The 18,816-nt window shown below is 56.0% G+C and carries 19 protein-coding genes, 1 tRNA gene and 1 riboswitch; of the genes, 5 read left to right on the forward strand and 15 right to left on the reverse strand.

Annotated features, from left to right (window positions below):
• The first annotated feature begins 152 nt into the window (after positions 1-152).
• Positions 153-407 (forward strand): GNAT family N-acetyltransferase, encoded by a 255-nt coding sequence (locus ACP5OT_RS15625; RefSeq protein WP_428111833.1) that lies wholly within the window; start codon positions 153-155, stop codon positions 405-407.
• 7 nt (positions 408-414) lie between these two features.
• On the opposite strand, the gene ACP5OT_RS15630 is transcribed toward ACP5OT_RS15625, so the two are convergent.
• The 3 genes from ACP5OT_RS15630 to ACP5OT_RS15640 form a co-directional block, all read right to left on the reverse strand.
• The gene (locus ACP5OT_RS15630) at positions 415-1,134 is read right to left on the reverse strand and encodes a TIGR04282 family arsenosugar biosynthesis glycosyltransferase (RefSeq protein WP_424676180.1); all 720 of its coding nucleotides are present in this window, start codon (positions 1,132-1,134) and stop codon (positions 415-417) included.
• Between the two features lie 169 nt (positions 1,135-1,303).
• Positions 1,304-1,987 (reverse strand): hypothetical protein, encoded by a 684-nt coding sequence (locus tag ACP5OT_RS15635; protein ID WP_424676181.1) that lies wholly within the window; start codon positions 1,985-1,987, stop codon positions 1,304-1,306.
• 174 nt (positions 1,988-2,161) lie between these two features.
• On the reverse strand, positions 2,162-4,063 hold the full coding sequence (locus ACP5OT_RS15640) for a VanW family protein (protein WP_428132646.1): 1,902 nt from the start codon (positions 4,061-4,063) through the stop codon (positions 2,162-2,164).
• Positions 4,064-4,163: 100 nt separating this feature from the next.
• Between ACP5OT_RS15640 and ACP5OT_RS15645 the strand changes: the two genes are divergently transcribed.
• Positions 4,164-4,239 (forward strand) — tRNA-Lys (locus ACP5OT_RS15645).
• Between the two features lie 148 nt (positions 4,240-4,387).
• Here ACP5OT_RS15645 and ACP5OT_RS15650 read toward each other — a convergent pair.
• On the reverse strand, positions 4,388-6,073 hold the full coding sequence (locus ACP5OT_RS15650) for a M14 family metallopeptidase (RefSeq protein WP_424676183.1): 1,686 nt from the start codon (positions 6,071-6,073) through the stop codon (positions 4,388-4,390).
• A 200-nt stretch (positions 6,074-6,273) separates the two neighbouring features.
• Here ACP5OT_RS15650 and ACP5OT_RS15655 point away from each other — a divergent pair, with 200 nt between their 5' ends.
• Both ACP5OT_RS15655 and mutL read left to right on the forward strand, forming a co-directional pair.
• On the forward strand, positions 6,274-7,239 hold the full coding sequence (locus ACP5OT_RS15655; protein ID WP_424676184.1) for a PP2C family protein-serine/threonine phosphatase: 966 nt from the start codon (positions 6,274-6,276) through the stop codon (positions 7,237-7,239).
• A gap of 53 nt (positions 7,240-7,292) precedes the next feature.
• Entirely contained in the window at positions 7,293-9,128 is a 1,836-nt protein-coding gene (gene mutL, locus ACP5OT_RS15660; RefSeq protein ID WP_428132649.1) for a DNA mismatch repair endonuclease MutL, read from the forward strand.
• Positions 9,129-9,229: 101 nt separating this feature from the next.
• On the opposite strand, the gene ACP5OT_RS15665 is transcribed toward mutL, so the two are convergent.
• From ACP5OT_RS15665 to ACP5OT_RS15690, 6 genes are all read right to left on the reverse strand, one after another.
• Positions 9,230-10,396, reverse strand: a complete 1,167-nt coding sequence (locus ACP5OT_RS15665; protein WP_424676186.1) for a C45 family autoproteolytic acyltransferase/hydolase — start codon at positions 10,394-10,396, stop codon at positions 9,230-9,232.
• 113 nt (positions 10,397-10,509) lie between these two features.
• A complete protein-coding gene (locus ACP5OT_RS15670) occupies positions 10,510-11,676 on the reverse strand; it encodes a cysteine desulfurase family protein (RefSeq protein WP_424676187.1) in 1,167 nt (388 codons plus the stop codon).
• 10 nt (positions 11,677-11,686) lie between these two features.
• Positions 11,687-12,073, reverse strand: a complete 387-nt coding sequence (gene csx15 / locus ACP5OT_RS15675; protein WP_287911395.1) for a CRISPR-associated protein Csx15 — start codon at positions 12,071-12,073, stop codon at positions 11,687-11,689.
• 86 nt (positions 12,074-12,159) lie between these two features.
• Positions 12,160-13,107, reverse strand: a complete 948-nt coding sequence (locus ACP5OT_RS15680; protein ID WP_424676188.1) for an ABC transporter substrate-binding protein — start codon at positions 13,105-13,107, stop codon at positions 12,160-12,162.
• A gap of 14 nt (positions 13,108-13,121) precedes the next feature.
• Entirely contained in the window at positions 13,122-13,508 is a 387-nt protein-coding gene (locus ACP5OT_RS15685) for a hypothetical protein (protein ID WP_428132652.1), read from the reverse strand.
• The gene (locus ACP5OT_RS15690; RefSeq protein ID WP_424676190.1) at positions 13,505-13,801 is read right to left on the reverse strand and encodes a YggT family protein; all 297 of its coding nucleotides are present in this window, start codon (positions 13,799-13,801) and stop codon (positions 13,505-13,507) included. Before ACP5OT_RS15690 ends, ACP5OT_RS15685 begins: the two co-directional genes overlap by 4 nt.
• Positions 13,802-14,140: 339 nt before the next feature.
• Here ACP5OT_RS15690 and ACP5OT_RS15695 point away from each other — a divergent pair, with 339 nt between their 5' ends.
• Positions 14,141-14,530, forward strand: coding sequence for a hypothetical protein (locus tag ACP5OT_RS15695; RefSeq protein WP_428111846.1), 390 nt, complete (start codon positions 14,141-14,143; stop codon positions 14,528-14,530).
• On the opposite strand, the gene ACP5OT_RS15700 is transcribed toward ACP5OT_RS15695, so the two are convergent.
• From ACP5OT_RS15700 to ACP5OT_RS15720, 5 genes are all read right to left on the reverse strand, one after another.
• Complete coding sequence (locus ACP5OT_RS15700) at positions 14,527-14,793, reverse strand: hypothetical protein (RefSeq protein WP_424676192.1); 267 nt, start codon at positions 14,791-14,793, stop codon at positions 14,527-14,529. The genes ACP5OT_RS15695 and ACP5OT_RS15700 overlap by 4 nt on opposite strands.
• Positions 14,794-14,822: 29 nt before the next feature.
• Entirely contained in the window at positions 14,823-15,599 is a 777-nt protein-coding gene (gene map, locus ACP5OT_RS15705) for a type I methionyl aminopeptidase (protein ID WP_424676193.1), read from the reverse strand.
• A 143-nt stretch (positions 15,600-15,742) separates the two neighbouring features.
• On the reverse strand, positions 15,743-16,666 hold the full coding sequence (locus ACP5OT_RS15710) for a methylenetetrahydrofolate reductase (protein WP_424676194.1): 924 nt from the start codon (positions 16,664-16,666) through the stop codon (positions 15,743-15,745).
• Positions 16,667-16,668: 2 nt separating this feature from the next.
• Entirely contained in the window at positions 16,669-17,865 is a 1,197-nt protein-coding gene (locus ACP5OT_RS15715; protein WP_424676195.1) for a trans-sulfuration enzyme family protein, read from the reverse strand.
• A gap of 72 nt (positions 17,866-17,937) precedes the next feature.
• A riboswitch (SAM riboswitch) is annotated at positions 17,938-18,044 on the reverse strand.
• Between the two features lie 82 nt (positions 18,045-18,126).
• Entirely contained in the window at positions 18,127-18,717 is a 591-nt protein-coding gene (locus ACP5OT_RS15720; protein ID WP_424676196.1) for a class I SAM-dependent methyltransferase, read from the reverse strand.
• Positions 18,718-18,816 lie beyond the last annotated feature (99 nt).

Raw genomic sequence — 18,816 nt, forward strand, 5'->3', positions numbered from 1 at the left:
CTGTGGTAAGATTTCTCGGTCGCTGACGCTCCCTCGCAATGACAGGGGGGCTGTCTTTTCTACGCTCCTGTGGTAAGATTTCTCGGTCGCTGACGCTCCCTCGCAATGACAGGGGGGCTGTCTTTGCGAGAGAGCACCGTTGTTGCGAGCAAATGACTGTCATTTCGAGCGTAGCTCTGTGGGTCATACCGGAGTGGATCGGTCGCGGCGTGGGTCGGTTGCTGTTGTCTGATGCGATTGCGGTTTGTCGCGCTCGTGGTATCGCCCAGATGGAACTCGAAGCCGATCCAAATGCACTCGGTTTTTACCTTCGTATGGGTGGCGTGGTGATTGGTGAGCGGATCTCAGAATGGAATCGACCGGTGCCGTTGGTACGGTTGGATCTACCATCGGATACGTTGAGCTAGACCTGTGTTATGGTCGGTTTGGGTATAAATTACGCAACAACGTCTCAAGTAATGGTCGGCTATGCGGCAGCGGGGCTGGATCGGCGTGCAACCGCTGGAGATCGGCAATGGTATCGATGTCGTACCACGGATCGATCAGGACTGTGCGTAAACCTAGCCGTTCGGCGACAGCAAGGGTATCGCGCAGGACGGTGGATGTGCTCATGAGCACCTCGGTGAAGAGAGATGGAGCAATCCGGCGCAAGCCGACCAGATAGTATCCACCGTCGTCCGCCGGCCCCAAGACCAGATCGACGCCGCGTTCAAGCTCGGCCAAGGCTTGCCCGATCAAGGTTGGTGGTAGGCTGGGGCTATCGCTGCCGATGATCACGACTGCCGATGTACCTTCTGCTAACAGCTCAGTGGTGATTGCTGCCAGGCGCTCACCTAGATTACGACCAACCTGAGGGCGACGGGCGATGTCGGGCGCAAGAGCTGCAAAGTACTCGGCGGCGTCGGTGGGGGCATAGGCAATCAGCGATCGTGTGTTTGATACTGTGCGCATCATCGCCACCAAATCGCGCAAAAACAGTTCATACAGCGATGCAGCCTGTGTTGCCGTCAACGGCGGGCACAGGCGTGTCTTGACGCGACCCGGTTCAGGGCGCCGGGCCATCATCACGAGGGTTGGTAACATGCTCACGGCGCGTTGATCGCTGTTCGGGTTGGACCGATTGCGTTGATGCATACGTAACCGTGCTCAGGAGTACGAATATTGGATTGCGGTCGATCAGATCGGCGAGCGAGATATTGCCGATGGTTTGTGACAGCACCAGAGAGTGCGCATCTTCGTACAGCCGACATCCTACCATGCCGAGCGGGTTGTTCGGTATAGTCAACCCGTAACCGTTGCCGGCTTAAACGACTGCACCGGTAATTGCGAATAGTCGTTGAGTTGTCCACGCTTGTGCAAAAGCCAGATAAGGACCGATCGGCATATTCATCAGCGTACAAAGCCGGTTGAAGACAATACCGTAGTGTTGGCTCGTTCGTGGCGCCGGTGCGTTTCGAGAACGGCGTGAAGTTCGGCCAGGCGTGAACCGGTCGCGTCGGTGATCACTTGAGTTGCAGTCCGCTGTCGAGTTGACCATAATCCAAAGTATTGCACCTCCCTGGCAGAGACACCTTCGCTGCGTTGACCATCGGTGTTGGCGGGAGCGAGGACGAGTCGGCAAGCGATGATTTCGACATGCGGTTCGGCAAAGAAGCGCGGTGCACATTGCCGAGTTGCAGTGGTCGATCACGTGACGACTTAACTCACCTGCCTGCTGCACCATCTCGGTCGAAGCGCGCGTCATCTTTGGCGTCATCATCGCTCTACGGTTGGGGCCATCGGCGACATTGCAGTGGTGGCAGGGTTGGTTGCCGCGTCGTCCGACATTGATCTGCAACACATCCATCCGATACCCGACACGCCACAGCGCCACCCCATTGGCTGCTTGGGTGGCGATACATAGTGGTACCGGAATGTTGGCAAAGAGACACAATTGCGCGCGGGGGTGGGCGAGCGGATCATTTGGCGTCGGACGAATTGCTGCCATCGGTGTTGAACCTCGCTATGACACGTATAGCATCTTCAGAGGGGACGACGAGATATGATGTCAGGGAAATGATGAGCGTTCGCCACTCCAAAATCTAATGTCTTTTTTATACTATTTTGAATGACGTTTGTCACGTTTTTCACCTACGCACGCAACAGTTCAGCACGAAATTCATCACCCGGTGCCCCGTACAAAGATGTTTGGCCATGGTCGGAAGCGGGTAAAAAAGAGTTCCCGTCGCTCTTGGCCGTTGGCGTCGGTGATAATACGGTAAATCGAGATGTCGCGTCCGTTGCGTGCGACATCGGTTTGCCGGATGGTACCGCGTGGCAACGAGGGATCATCGACATAGACCGGCTCGCTCGGAGCACGTACTTCGTTACTGATGATCGGCTCCTCGATCCGTACCTCGCGTTTGGGTCGGGTACCGTAGAGTTGTACCACCAATACCTGCGCTTGCTCATCAATACTGGTCTGCATCAACAGCCAATACCCTGTGTCATTGACGAATTTCAGGTCTTGGACACCGGTGAAGATAGCGGCATCCAAGCCTTGCCCGTCGCCATTGGGGCCAAGCCCAAACCGGTCATACCAACTGATATAGAACGAGTGCGCGTGGCGCTCGGTGATCGGCAGGCCGGCCCAGAATGCGGCCCGAAAGACGGTGGTGCTAACCTGACAGACACCGCCGCCCCATTCGAGTTGGGTACGGTTGCCGATAATGGCATAACCCTCGACAAAGCCATTTTCGGCATTGACCTCACCAAGCTGACGATTAAACGAAAACTCTTCGCCGGGTGCGATCAGGACACCGTTCATACGGGCAGCGCCGGCTCGAATATTGGTAATACGGTATGGTGCGGAGCCAGCGAAACTACTGCGCCCTTCGGCAACCAATTCGACAATACCGAGGCTATCGAGTGTGGCAGCCGTAATCTGCGGTTCGATACGGTCTATCGGCAACACGAGGGTCCGAGTGATCGGTGAGGGTTGCATCAGCAGATCGGCAATTGCAGTGGCGGCATCGGCCTGCCGTAAGCGCCGGCCTGGCTGACCCTCGGCTACGATCCGTACTCGGCCATCACTGAAGCGGAGACGTGGTTCGGCCGTACCGGTATCGATACTCTGGGCTAAGCCTTCGACTGCGCGGTTGAGCCGGTCTTGATTGACTTGTACCGTCAATTGACCGTCAACCGGCGTCACCTGCAACAACTCGGCGATTCGTTCAGGAGACCAGACGATGGTCTGATCTTCGACCACCAGTTCCAACGGGCTACGCAGCAAGTTGACTGCGATCTGTTGAGCGATCACCAGATCGGTATCATCGATCTGGGGGTCGAGCTGACGGGTTCGCACCGCCACCGTCTGTGGGCGGAGCTGCTGAATGGCAAGCAGCACATCGTTAGCCGTTGCATCGATCAGCAGTTGCGTTCCAGGTTGACTCGGTTGACCGATAACACGGGCATCGGCCAGGCTGAGGACGGCATCGGCGGGCAACTGTTCAATCTGCGGTGCTATCCCCAGTAAGTAACGCTGGGTTTGGCTAAGATCAACCGACATGCGCAGTGGGAGGTCAATTCCTTCTTGCCACAGTATCCACAGATCACGGATGCGGGTGAAGAGATCGCCACTGCGACCAAGCGCAAATGCACTGTTGACTACCCGTTCCAGGTCAAATGTTACCCCCAATTCGGTCAATGAGGGCTGCCAGGCGTAATCACGGAAAGTGAGTGTTACCGGTTGCTGTTCAAATGCGCGATACCGCTGACGCAACGCAATGATGACCTCGGTGCGATTACGTCCGCCGATTGGTTCACCGTTGAGTGAGATACCGGGCAAAATGGTATTGGGGTAGATGAGGTCAACGGCATAGATCACACCAACCGGCCCAATGATCAGGACGAATAGCGCGAGTGCCAGCCACATCCAGCCGTGAGACCGGCGACGCAATGGACGGCGCGAACGTGGTCGACGCGTCTCAGTAGCGGGTGAGTTCTCGTGAGGGGTGAACCCACCCTTTGCCGCGCGACGGCGATAAATCGGCCCATATTCTGGATAGTAGCGATGATCAGGCATAATGAAGCGACGTTCCCCGATGAATCACTATGCGCATTGTACAAAACCTCGCCGTTGACGACAAGTTGACAATTTGGGGTGGTTGTTGTATATTTTCAGCGGGCCTCTAGCTCAATTGGCAGAGCAGTTGACTCTTAATCAATCGGTTGTGGGTTCGAGTCCCACGGGGCCCACCACTAAAGCACCGGTACAAACCGGTGTTTTTCGTTGATCATCATCAGCGTCGTATCGCTTCCAAGTGCCGGTAGATACCCGACCGTACCGTCGGCAAGTCGAACAAAAAGAGCGACGTTGCGTTACAACGTCGCTCGGCCTGTCTTACAATTATTGAATACTTTCGCCCAACGACACAGTTGCACGGGCTACACCGGCGCGTTGTGAGCGGGCCGTAATAGCAACACTACTTCCCGCCGGGGCCCGGATTGTCCATGTCAGACGGCGCAGGTGGTCGGTGGGAAAACTACCACCCCACAATGCCCGTTTGTTTGCCCGCCCCTCCAGTTGACCGATCTCTGTCCGCTGTTCACCACTCACCAGCATACCGTCCGTCGGCAGAGTTACCTCGACGGCAATCGGTTGGACTGCTTTCATCTCTTGTGCCTTGCTGCTGCCGTAGGTTGGCAAGTAGCCGCTATTAACCACCACCGCTTGCAGTCGGTAGAGGTCGTTACCGAGCGGTTCGGCCTGCACGTGCCGCAGCTCAAGTCGTGGCCCCGTTTGGGCAAGAGCCAGTACGAAACGGGTGTTCGGTTCAAGGGTGCGCAATAAGAATTTCTCCGGTGGGTTCCCGAACGTGCGTCGTTCAATCCAGCCACCAATCTCAACCCGGCCGAGTTGCGGATGATCAAAGGGGCGCCAATTGACGAATCCTGCGCCGTCAAGTTGTTCGTCGTTCCAACGCAGCAGCTTTAGATCGTCTTCTTCGGGATGATCGCGGAACCACTCGATAAAATCGCGTTCTTTGATACCGGCTTCGCCGATCATATCCCACAGCTCAACGGTAAAAGCGTAGATACCGAGTTGCTCGTAAGCCCAGTCATCGAACGCACCCCGCATCACGTCGCGTGGGTGATACCGAAAGCCGTGATAGACCGAGACATGCTTGTAGCCGGTGATCTCCTCACCGCGCCGGCCCAGCTCTTTGTACGTCCACAGATCGTTGATCGGCATCTGATCGTCAGGTTTATCGGAATACGGGCGCAAGATCGCACCCGAATACGTGTGGTACGAGATGGCACTGCTCACATTAAGGTGAGATGTGAGGAACTCAACAATCGCCCGAATCTCCGGTTCAGATGTCGGATATGGCCCGGCGCCGCGCTGGACACCCTCAGGGGCCCAAATGTAAGGAAAGTTGCGATTGAAATCTAATCCTTGAGCGGGTGGGGCAATCTTAACCTCGTAGCCGTCGAAGTTGCGGATGTAGCCCTCGGTATACACGCGGTAGTAGGTGCCGCCGCGCTCATCGGGTAATCGCGGACGCATCAAGCGCGGATCACGTTCACTCACCTTCCAGCCACCATCGGGATCAACCACCCGCATTTGCAGGATGAGACCATCGCCATCGATGTCGGCGGGGTAGAGTCCATCGCGATCATCGGTGAAGGGGTAGCGACGTGTACCCGAACGCACGTAGACCGGTGAAGTGAGCGCTTGCTCCATCCCGTCAGGATTGACGCATGGAACGACGTAAAGCGCTCGCTCATCGAGTAAAGCGGTAATGTTGGGATCACGCCCATACTGCTCGAGCACGGTCTGGATCACGTGGAGCGCGCCCATACAACCGGTGACTTCGGTGGCGTGAATGTTGGCATCGAGCCAAAATGCCGGTTTCTCGTCGTCAGGACCGGTTGCCTGATTGGTGAGGGTCATGAGCCAGATCGGACGCCCTTCGTAACTCGTGCCGATGCTACGCAAAGCACAGAGGTTGGGGTGCTCGGTAGCCCACGCTTGGAGGGCAGCTTCGACTTCGTGTGGACGATAATAGCGGGTAAAGTCGATGGTCGGCATTGTTCAATTCCTTGCTTTATCAACCATTCTTTATCGTAATAGTACCACGAAATCAAAGGGTGTGTGGCAGGCTTAGGTAACGAACATCGGCCAAGGGGAAGCACGATCATCACGCTCGTTTCCATAAGTTCAGATCGGGTGTCGTGTCGGTGGCTGTATGGTATACTGCGGTCAACGAGTGAGGAGGCGAGAGGTCGGCCATGCGTGTAAGGTACAGTGCCCGGACGGATGCCGGTCAACGGCGCGCGATCAATCAAGATGCCTACGGTAATGCTGAGGTCGGGCAAGGAACCCTGCTCGTCGTGTGTGATGGTATGGGTGGACACTTGTCAGGTGAGGTCGCCAGTAAATTGGCAGCTGAGACCATTCTGACCACGTTTCAGCCGAATGATGATCCGGCTGAAGGCCTCCGTCAAGCTTTTGTAATGGCCAACCGGCGCGTCTATGAAGAGGGCCGCGGCACAATGGGTACAACCGCCGTCGCTGCATTTTTCTGCCGTAATATGCTGTATGTTGCGAATGTCGGCGATAGTCGGGCTTATCTCGTGCGCGAAGGCCGGATCAGGCAATTGACCCTCGATCATTCCCTGATCGGCGATCAGGTAGCTGCCGGTTTACTCACCGTCGAACAGGCTCGTCAATCAACGATCCGGAACATTATCACCCGCGCTATTGGTCATCTCGCCCATGTTGAGGTTGATCTGTTCCGCGAGCCGCTCTTGCCCGGCGATACGATAGTGCTGTCAACCGATGGCATGCATGGGTTACTTTCCGATGATGAGATTGCAGCAATCGCCAGCATGCATCCGATAGAGGTAGCGGCACAGCGGTTGGTCGATGAGGCGAACGCGCGTGGTGGTCCCGATAACATTACCGTGATTATCGCCCACGTTGATGGTCTCGATCCGACGATAAGTAGTCAGACTACGACCGGTGAACCGGTGGTGAAACCGGCGACGATCACCCCGCCGTCGGTTAAACCGCTCTCGCGGGTTGGGATGATCGTCGCGATTCTGTTGCTCGTCGCTTTAGTTGGGTTGGGGATCACCGTTATGGTTACCGACCAACGTAACCCGCCACCATTGCTCAGTTCACCGACCGCCGTGATCTCGCCAACGCCGGCTGTTACAATGACGGTGACGCCATCACCGGTGGTAACACCGTGATATACTGTTGTTGAACATTTGTTTGACAAACGTGGCCGATTGGGTGGAAGGCTATGCCGATCCGTCTGCTCGATGAAACGATTGCTGCCCAGATTGCTGCCGGCGAAGTGGTCGAACGTCCGGCTTCCGTTGCCAAGGAGCTGGTCGAGAATGCACTCGATGCCGGTGCGCGCCGGATTGTGGTCGAAGTGCGTGGTGGTGGGCTGCGTGAAATTCGTGTGCAAGATGATGGCTGTGGTATTCCTGCCGAGGAGGTTGAGTTGGCATTTGCTCGTCATGCGACGAGTAAGTTGCACGCTGCCGACGATTTATGGTCCATTCGCACGCTTGGTTTTCGTGGTGAGGCATTGCCAAGCATTGCGAGCGTTGCCCAGGTGATCTGTGTGACCCGCGTCGCCGATGCCGAGTTGGGGGTTGAACTGCGGATCGCCGGTGGTGAAGTGCAGTCACGCTTGCTGTGTGGTTGCCCTGTCGGCACGACAATTACGGTACGCAATCTGTTCTACAATACGCCGGTACGGCGCGAGTATCTCCGTTCGGAAGCTACCGAAACCGGTGCCATCAGTGCAATCGTTCAGCAGTACGCTCTTGCCTACCCCGAAGTGAGTTTTAGCCTCGTGATCGATGGGCGGTTGGCGTTTCAAACGACCGGTGATGGCGACCTGCGTGCGGTGGTAGTTGAGCTGTACGGTCTTGAGGTCGGACGAGCCTTGGTGCCGGTGCAGGCCGAAGTCGGTGATGGTGAGTTGTGGGTGGCGGTGATCGGTCTGATCTCGCCGCCCGACCTGACTCGTAGCTCGCGCAGTTATCTTTCGTTCTTTGCTAATCGGCGCGCATTGCAACCGCGCGGGGCCTTGGCCGCCGTGGTAGAGAGTGCATACCATACGATGCTGATGAAGGGTCGTTTCCCCATCGCGATTATCGATCTGCGAGTGCATCCTGCTGCCATTGATGTGAATGTTCATCCAACCAAGAGCGAGGTCAAGTTTCGCTATCCGGCCCATGTCCATAGTGTGTTGGGGCAGGCAATTCGCGATGCACTGATCAAGGGGAGCGATATTCCGGTGTGGGAAGCTCCCGATCCGGCAACTGCACAACGTCGATTTGAGCTGCGCCGTCTTGGTCAGGAACCGGCAAATTTACCGGCAACGTGGGGAGTAGGCGCTGCGGCATGGGATCGGGCACGTGCGCACTGGGATGTCGGTACACCGAATTCGCGATATGAGCCGTCGCTGCTGTTTTCACCGGTTGCAACACCCACGTCGAATACTTCTGCGCCTGCACCAGATGCTTCATTTGCAACCTCATCATCGGCCTTACCGCCGTTGCGCGTGGTTGGGCAAGTCGGGTTGACGTATATCGTGGCAGAAGCACCAGAGGGGATGTATCTGATCGATCAGCACGCTGCCCACGAGCGAATTACCTATGAGAAGTTGATGAACCAGTATGCGCAACGTGCAGTTGAGTCGCAGCAGTTGCTGATTCCGCAAGCGGTCGAGTTAAGCCCGGAAGCGAGCGCACTTCTGCTAGGCAATGCCGAGAAGTTGGCCGAATGGGGGTTTGTGCTGGAGCCTTGGGGAACCGGAGTGCTGGTGCGGTCAATACCGGCAACCCTGCCACCCGACGAGCTAACGCAGGCATTGCACGAGGTGGCCGAGCGGCTAGCTGGGCGTGGCGGGAGTAGTCCGCGCGAATGGCGTGAAGCGATGTTGATTACGTTGGCTTGCCATACTTCGGTGCGTGCCGGGCAACCGCTCTCGCACGATGAGATGCGTCATCTGCTGCGCCAACTTGAACAGTGCGTGAGCCCGCGCACGTGTCCGCATGGTCGCCCAACTATGATCCTGATGACACCGGCTCAGCTCGAACGTCAGTTCGGGCGACGGTAACGCAAAGGGTGCAAAGATCGCAGAGAACGCAAAGATTGTCTTCGTGGCGTCCTTCGCGTCTTTGCGTTTGCCCCCCCTTGCTCTTTTTGTACTTTGCGTTTCTATATTGATACCGGAACGAACGGTACCTGACACGGTAGGTTAGCCGCTATGTGCATTGTTTGGGTTGTCACATCAATAATTACACCGCACACACTCTCGTTACGATCAACTGCGGCGATCCGCGGATCAGGGTGACGACAGATACAGCGTGGCGCACCTTCGTGATCACGCAAAATGTTCTGCAACACCACAAGATCGATCTGACCGGCAGCGACTTGCAGCAGATCCCACGCCCGACCGTACCGGTCCCGACTCGTTGAGGTAGGTTCCAACGCACATTCACCGGCAGCCGCGTTGGCGTCAAGGCAATGGTTGGCGTGGGCTAGGAGACCTTCACGCGCCGGTAACTCGGCGACTCCGCCCGGTGTGATTTCTAGCGCCAGCAATTCGCCGGTGGCACCGGCCAGAGTAATGCACGACGAACCACCGGACGGAAGGAGTTCGGCCAACCGACGAGCGACAGCTACACTTGTACTCTGCAACATCAGCCGTAATAAGACATGGACCGGCATCCCTTGGTGTTGACCATCCGCTCGCGAGCGTAGTAAGTTTAAGCCGACTGCAACCCCAGCCCCGTTTAGCCCGATTTTGGCGACCATCCCTGCCTCGGTCAGGGTCAAGATCGGCGGATGACCGGGAGTGTCGATGCGGAGCAGGATACACGCCGCCCGTTGATCACCTTGCCAATCCCACGTCTGTGCCAGCCAGACTCTTCCGTTGATCGTCGCCGGTGGAGCAGCCGCAGCGGTGGTGCATTCACCGTCTTCGCCCACCATACCATAATCGTTCAGTGGTAATTCATTGTGGAAGGGGACGCCCGCTGCACGGTTCCGGGCCAGTGCAACGGTAGCTTCCGGGTGATGCACGCCCACACCTACACCGGCCAGCAACTCGGTACGGACATTGAGCGCAATAATTTCGGCGGGGGTGCAGCCGGCCCCCTCAGCAATGCCGTACATCTCGTTCAGTAAGTCGGGAGCGATTTCGGCAAGGAGTGGCTCGTAAGCAAGCGCCTCACGCTGTACCGCAGCCCAATCAAGACCGCGCCGATAGGCAAAGAGACGGGCATAACTGGCAATGCTGTGCCGCACCTGTCTGGCGGTGGAGGCACCATACTGACGACCTCGCTCAAACGGCTCGCCGGCGATGGTGATCACGGGAAACATTAGTCACTTTCCTCTCTTCAACAAGAAATGGATGACCATATGCAACAATATCATCGAGTAACCGGTCTGCCAACCATTTTGTGCCGGTGGGTGCGCTCTTTTTGGCGATACCTTCACGCACACGGTGCTACTGCGCGCAATTGCGCGACAAGATCGGGCAACAGTTCGAGCAAGGTCTCGATCTGTTCGGCGGTGGTATGACGACCCAGCGAAAATCGGATCGAGCCATTCGCTTCTTCGGGCGAAAGCCCCATCGCCAACAGGACGTGTGAGGGTTCCAGTGAACCAGATGTACAGGCGCTGCCTGAGCTAGCGCAGATGCCGCGCTGGTCGAGTAAGAGTAAGAGACTCTCGGTCTCGATACACGCAAAGCCGAGATTGACGATACTCGGCAATCGATAGGTTCGGTCGCCGTTGAGCCACGAGTGCGGAATACGCTGCAATACGCCATCGATCAGTCGCTCACTGAGTGTACGTACCTGATGGACATACTGTGCTCGCTCACGCTCGGCAATCGTTAACGCCGTTGCTAATCCGACAATGCCGGCAATGTTCTCTGTCCCGGCTCGCCGTCGGCGTTCTTGAGCACCACCGTTGATCTGCGGCACCAGTGGTGTGCCACGGCGCATGTAGAGTACTCCCACTCCCTGTGGCCCGTAGAACTTATGGGCTGTCAGACTGAGTAAATCAACACCAAGCGCTTGCACATCAAGCGGCAATTGGCCGGGGGCCTGCACCGCATCGGTATGGAATAACACCCCATGCTCGTGACAGATGGCGGCCAGTTCGGCAATCGGCTGGATCACTCCCGTCTCGTTATTAGCGTACATCACCGATACCAATGCCGTTTCGGGACGGATAGCAGCACTGAGATCGGCAGGGTTGACCCGGCCACTCCAGTCGACGGGGAGGAGGGTCGCACGAAACCCTTCATACTCCACAAGGTAATCGATAGCGTGCAAGACAGCGTGATGCTCAATGGCACTACTGATCACGTGCGTCTTCCCCTGCGCACGTAGTGCCATAGCGACACCCTTGATCGCCAGATTAATGCTCTCACTGCCGCCACCCGTAAAGACGATCTCCTTCGGTTGGCAGCCCAAGACGAACGCTACTTGTTCACGGGCATCGTCGAGCGCTTGCAATGCCGCTCGCCCTACTTGATGGATACTCGAGGCATTTCCGCTTATCCCGCTCAAAAACGGCATCATTGCCTCGAGCACACGCGGGTCGAGCGGTGTCGTTGCGGCATAGTCTAAATACAGGAGGTGCTCAGGCATACACGACTCTCTACCGTGTGCGACGGGCACGAGCTTCGTCGCGTAAGACTTGCAGGTTTAATATTTCGGCTACTTCAAAACGGGGTGGTAATGCCCCTGCAATTGGTCGTAAGCGTAACACCGGCGGAAAGTACCCCATACGACCATGGAGTTCTGCCAACAGGGCGGCTGCACTAAAATTTAAAGACGGCAGATTGACCAAAATTTCTTCACTTTGCCACTGCTGCGGCGTCAATCCGGCAGCGTCGGCAAGAGCGATGATTTGCGGTTCGAGCGGTTGCTGCTGATCGATTTGACTGTTGATGTCGATTAGTTGAGCGATAGATTGACCGGTTAACGCGACTATTTGCTCTTGCTGAGCAGTTGTAATCGGATGCGCGTAGTTTAAGACGATCATATCCAAAAAAACCTTTCATTATGAAAATCTATTCTAACCTAACCAGATGAGCGCCGGCGTATACCAACTGCCGGCGCTGCATTACCCTAGTTCCATAGCTCATTTGTGAACAGAGCAAGGTATGTATCTGGTGCTAACGGGATGCGCTGTCCATCGCGATCCACAATCAGACCTTGTTGGTCGAGCCACGTCACAAAGGCTTGCCACCGCTGGTCATCCATCACCCCCCACCGACCATCAGCGGTCAGCAGAGCAGGGGCGAGTTCATGCAAACTTTCGGTCACAAAATCGCGATCCTGCAAGCTCGGGTGCTTGGCTTCCGTGATAAGTGCTGCCACGGCTTCATCGGGATGATGAACGGCGAAGCGGTAGCCCTCGGCAGTTGCATTCAATAATGCGCGCAGGGCATCTGGATGGGTGCGGAGTGCATCCGGGTGGGCCAACAATATCGGCGTGTAGCCGTAAGGAATACCGTAGTCGTCGAGGTGGAAGGCGTTGAGAGCGATCCCGGCTCGACGGGCTTGCACCCCTTCCCACGGCATAAAGACCCATGTTGCATCGGCAACGCCGGTGAGCAATGTTTCCCAGATGCCGAGTTTGGGTGGAAAGATCTCATCGAATTCACCCTTCCCTCCGTCGTTTCGGATCATCTGCGCTACGATTGCGCGCTCAAATCGCGCATTGTACGAAGCATAGCGACGACCATCAAGTTTGGCCGGTCGATCAATGCCGCTGTTGGCTAATGTCACAATCGCACTTGTGTCGCGTTGTGCTAGCGCTGCGATGGCAACCAACGATGGTTTGGTGGGGTGAAGATGGTAGCTCAAAGCACTCTCCGAGGGAGCAATTGCCAATAACGCTCTTCCCGCTGCCACCTTCGCAGCCGGTGTCGTCTGATAATTGTCCTCTTCTGGGGATAGCAAAATCAGTTCGATTCCGGCGTCACGGTACCATCCCTTGGCAATGGCTACGTAGAACCCAATATGATTTGTGTTAGGTGTCCAATCGAGGGCTAAAGTAATAGGTGTTGCCATACGTAGTCTCCTTTTCAGGTTGATTGTTCGGTTATCACCGTCTTACCAACACCCGTGAGACGTGCAATCAGCCAACCAAGTGTGAAGACCGGGATAGGCTGAGTGAGAGGGATGAGTGCCTCAATCGCGGCTTTGTTGCGTAGCCCACATAACCCTAGTCGGTCAAGGATGAGCCAACTGACCGGCATTGCCAGTATATCCAAACCAAAATCGAGCAGGTCGAGCACAATCGGTAGTGCGATTGGGATGTAGTGCATTGTTGTGAAGAAACCGGCATCTGGCGGTACCTGCAAGCTGCGCAAGCGCCGCCATATCAACCAGAGCACGATCCCTGCCAGTATCAAGCCGCTCAGCATAGCAATGAGCAGCCACCCCACAATTGTCATTAACTGGTCACTCATCCTGATTTCCTTGGCCCTAGCCCAACCCAGAGCAGCGCTGTAACACTTACGATGAGGAGCAAGGTGGTAAGAGTACTAAACTCTAACACAGCTCCAAAGCGCGGTTGCGAGCGGTCGATGATGGTCAATGGTGTTACGAGCGGCTCTGTTAGCCCGTAGAGCCACGCTACGGTCGGACTATCAGGGCGCGCAGCTAACAGCTTCAGCACCAATCGCACGATCAGTAGCCCGCAGAGCGTACCACCAAGGATGGCGATTATTTCGCGCCACTGAGCTGTCGAGCCAAACTTCATGCTTACGCTCCTTGTGGAACTGTTGGCTGTTATTGTACGTCTCTTTTATTGTACAAGAACACAAGCGATAGTTGCGATTGCTAGATGAGAGGTGTTGAGCAACTGTGTCTACACCATAATCCTCGGTGTCGGGAATTGTTGTCAGATAATGTTAACCATTTTCAGCGAAATATGACCGAAGACCTATGGTGTTTGTCATTGTCTTTTGTTACACTATAAGCTACCCTTACTCGTCGGCGTCAGGTCACGGGGTCAACTAAACAGGCACGATCGAAGGCAACCGGTATGATTAAGCCAATAGTATCAGCTAGAACAAAGCACCCTATGACGATGACCGGAATGTCCCGGTTGCGTCGATTCAGCCTGTTTACACTCATGATCGGGATCGAGCTATGCTTGTTGGTGAGTGCAGTTGGTTGGTTGCTCAGTGCAACTCCGTCGCGTACACCATTGTCGGCAAACCCCGATTTGACGCCCCTCGTCGATGAGATTCGAGGTCGAATGAGTGGGGAAATTATCGATCCGCTGATTGAGGTGAAACCGGGGATTACCATTCGGGTCAGCAATATCCGTGGTTTTCGGTATGCTGGCTCGATCTACTATTACTATATCGAAGGTGCGCCCAACTACGATCCGCTCTCCCGCGGCATCATTCGGCCCGATCAAGTTGAAATTGTCCTGCGTGAGACGAGTGGTACGCAGACGATTGTCCTTTATCGGGTGCATTAAAACCGACGCCGGCCTTCATCCCAATCACCCCAATCACGCTCTTCAGCGGCGCGAATAGCACGTCGCTTGAGCGCCCGTCGTGCAATCGGTATTACCTCTTGCAAGACAACCCACAGTTGCTCTTCAAGCTGGGGCTGCGTTGCCAACGCTGCTTCAATGGCCACCGCATCGATGCCACGGGCGTGTAAAGCCGTCGCAATCGTTTTTGCCCGCTCGCGATCACCGCTAGCCAATGCCGCGATCAATTCCTCTTCGAGCGTCATCGGTACCTCCCATTGCATGTTGTGGCGTGTTAGGCGGTTAAAATGATCGGTCCCTCATCGGTAATAGCAAGCGTATGCTCAAACTGGGCCGACCGCTTGCCATCAGCCGTCCGTACCGTCCAACCGTCACGGTCGACTTTGGTTGCCGCCGTACCGACATTAATCATCGGCTCAATGGTAAAGACCATCCCGGCCACGATTTTACGGGTCTGGCGAGGGTCGTCGTAGTGCAAAATAGTTGGCTCCTCGTGCAGATCACGACCCAAGCCGTGACCGGTATATTCGCGCACCACAGCAAAACCGTTGGCTTCTGCATAGCGTTGAATAGCTGCGCCGATCAACCGCAACGGATTACCGACGCGCGCCTGCTCAATTCCCAGCTCAAGGCAACGACGGGTAACATCGAGGAGACGCTGTGTCTCTTCATCAACCTCGCCTACGGCGAAGGTCTCGCAAGCGTCACCGATCCAACCGTTGAGACGCAAGCCGATGTCGATTCCAACAATATCACCTTGCCGTAGCCGGTCGCGCTTGCTCGGAATACCGTGGCAGATCACATCGTTAATTGAAGCACAGATGGTACCAGGGAACGGAGGCACGTAGTTGCGGCGACCCGCCGGTACATACCCTTTATAGACAGGTTCGGCACCGTGTGAACGGATAAACTCTTCAGCAATCGCGTCCAGTTCAGCCGTGGTTACGCCCGGACGGATATGTTCGCGCAGCACGTTGAACGTCTGCCGCACCAGTTGCCCGGCGGCACGTAACAGTTCAATCTGTGCAGGAGATTTCAGAATAATTGGCATGATACCCTCACTTCAAACCGTTTTGTCGGTGATGAACGTTTTGGTACCTCTAAGACAAACAGTTCGATCACGTATCAGTGAGACCGCACGACCGATAGCCTTACGATGCGGGATGGATGATACACGATCCCATCACCCATCCGCTACGCCTCATCCACCAATGCCTCTGGCACCGGCGGGCGTGGCAGCAAGCCGGCCCGCTCCACGACCCGCGGGATGGCGCGTGTCCAGTCAACCGACATCAGATGCACACCGGCTACACCTTCGATACTGAGCAGCTCGGTGACTAACTCGGCAGCCAGCGCAATGCCTTCGGCTTCACTATCGGTGGCGCGCTGCATCCGCTCAACAATCGCATCAGGCATGAGGGTGCCGGGGAGATGATCGCGGAGATAGATCGCCGATTGTGGCCGACGCAAAATCATCACACCGGCCAGAATGTAGGCCTGTTGGTGCAAACCGGCAGCACGCACATCTGCCATCCATTGCCGGAAACGGTTGACATCGAAGATCAACTGGGTCTGCACAAACTCAGCGCCAGCCTCGATCTTTTTTTCCAGCCGCGCTGCTCGTTCGACGTTTGGGTTTGCGACACTACCGATAAAAAAACGCGGTGCCTCCTTCAATGGCGTACCCGATTGGAACGTGCCCTGATCGCGGAGGGTGCGCAGCATCCGGATCAGTTGGAACGAGTTAAGATCGAGCACATTTTTGGCTTCGGGATGATCACCAATGCGCGGATGGTCGCCGGTCATTGCCAAAAGATTGCGCACACCGAGCGCCGATGCACTGAGTGCATCGGCTTGGAGGGCGATCCGATTACGGTGCTGGCACGTCATTTGCATAATCGGCTCAATGCCGAGCTGGTGCAAAATGACGCTACCGCCAAGCGATGACATGCGAGCGATTCCGCGCTGATTATCGGTCAGGTTCACCGCATCGACGTAGGTGCGAAGGTTTTGCGCCAGGGTTTCTAGATGAGCGCGTGCCGCCCCCTTTGGCGGTGCAATCTCACCGGTAACAACCGTTTGCCCGGCGGCGAGTCGGCGTTGCAGGGTCGAGTGCATAACTATTCGTCGGCAAGGGCCTGTTGCAGATCGGCGATCAGATCATCAGCATCTTCAATCCCGCATGAGAGTCGGATCAAGTTGTCGCGAATACCAACCGCCAAGCGTTCTTCACTGCTTAGTTCATAGTAACTCATGAGTGCCGGTTGTTCAACCAGGCTTTCGACACCGCCGAAGCTAGGGGCAATATACGGTAGCCGGAGCCGGTCGACAACGGCCATCGCGCCGGTCAGATCACCTGCAACCTCGAACGACACTACGCCGCCAAAGCCGCGCATCTGGGCGCGGGCAATCGCGTGATCGGGATGATCGGGCAGGCCGGGGTAATGTACCCGCGTCACCCGTGGGTGGTGGGCGAGAAACTCGGCGACGGCTTGCCCATTCTGATTGTGGCGCTCCATCCGCAAGGCAAAGGTCTTGAGGCCACGACCGAGCAGATAGGCCGCGTGCGGATCACAGATTCCACCAAGGATTCCCTGCGTTTCCCGGAGTGCTTTGATGATCGGCGGACGGCCAATAATGACTCCGGCCAAAAGATCGTTGTGTCCGGCTAAATATTTGCTACAACTGTGTACCACCAGATCGATCCCGTATTCAAGCGGACGCATGTTGTAGGGGGTGGCAAATGTAGCATCGATCACCGTTTTGATCCGGTGCTCGCGCGCTATCTTCGCCACTGCGGTCAGATCGATCACGCGCAGGTACGGATTCGTCGGCGCTTCGGTGACAATCAAGCGCGTGCGCCCCGGTTCGATTGCCGCCGCAATAGCTGCCGGGTCGGCAGCGGCGACCACGCTATGACGCACCCCGAGACGGGCCAGCATGGTGCTGACAAATTGACGGGTACGGCGGTAGCCGTCGTCGGTTAGGATCACGTGACTACCGGCGGGAAGCATCGCAAGCATCACTGTAGTCAGCGCATTCATCCCGGAGGCGCAGAGAAGTGCCTCGGCGGGGGCATGCGGTGACTCCAGCGCAGCGAGACGGGCTTCAACAGCGCGCACGGTTGGATTTCCGTACCGACCATACTCTTCGCGCTCCAGTTCGCCCGACTGAAAGGCTATCAGCTCGGCGCTGTCACGGAATGTGTACGTAGCGCTATGGACGACAGGGGGTGTAATCGCGTCAAACGCGCGCCGGCGTGGTTCGCCTGCGTGGACGGCGGCCGTACCGAGGCCAGGAGATTGGTTTGTGGGCATAAAAAACCTCTCATCAGGGCGATGAGAGTGCAGTTGACGTACTCTTGCTATCGGCAAGATGACGCCGCTCTCCTCTCATCTGCCAGCCTTATGCTGCCGGAGTTGCCACCCGTCAGGCGTTGATCCGCCGGGTTGGCGCGGTTTCATCGGGCCGGTCCCTCCACCGCTCTGGATGAGTGCAGCGTTCTGCAATTGTACGAAGTATAACAGGTGATCTTGAGGATTGTCAATCAGACGGGATGACGTCCCGCTCTTGGCATCTCATCCTCCGCGTGTGCAATAGTAAATCTCGCCACTCGCGGCTGTCAATCCCATCTGCAACGCTGTCTCGTGATCAGGAACCATATCGGTTACAGTCGTAACTGTTACAGTAAACCCTGCTTCACGCAACCGATCGATATAATCCCGACCATACCTACGCACATGATCTTCTTGACCAAATGCAATCAGCCGTTCCTGCGGGTCAATGATAGTCGGATCTTCAAAAGTCACTTCAGCCGTAATCGGTACCAATAGGATAGTCCAGCCGTTTGGCTTAAGCGTGCGCCAAAATTCGCGCATTGCTTTGCGATCATCAGGCACATGTTCAAGTACATGACTGCATAAAATGACATCGAAATATGCATCAGGATATTGAATATTTGTAATATCCATCTTAACCATAGCACGCGGATCGAGTAAATCGGCGGTAAGATAGCCGGTGCCGATGAGGCGCCGGAAGTTCGGTTCAAAGCACGGTTCAGGAGCGACGTGGAGCACATTTTTATGCAGCCCATCGAAAAGATTCGTCCGATGAATGAGATACAACCACAACAACCGGTGGCGTTCTAACGAACCGCAATAGACACACATTGCACTTCTGCGCTTTGGACGACCGTATGGCGCAAACGCTCGCGATTCGCGTTGGCAAACCGGGCAGAAGACCCCACTGCCACGATATTGAATAAGGTT

It is taken from the genome of Chloroflexus sp. (genome assembly GCF_049970315.1).
GTDB lineage: Bacteria > Chloroflexota > Chloroflexia > Chloroflexales > Chloroflexaceae > Chloroflexus.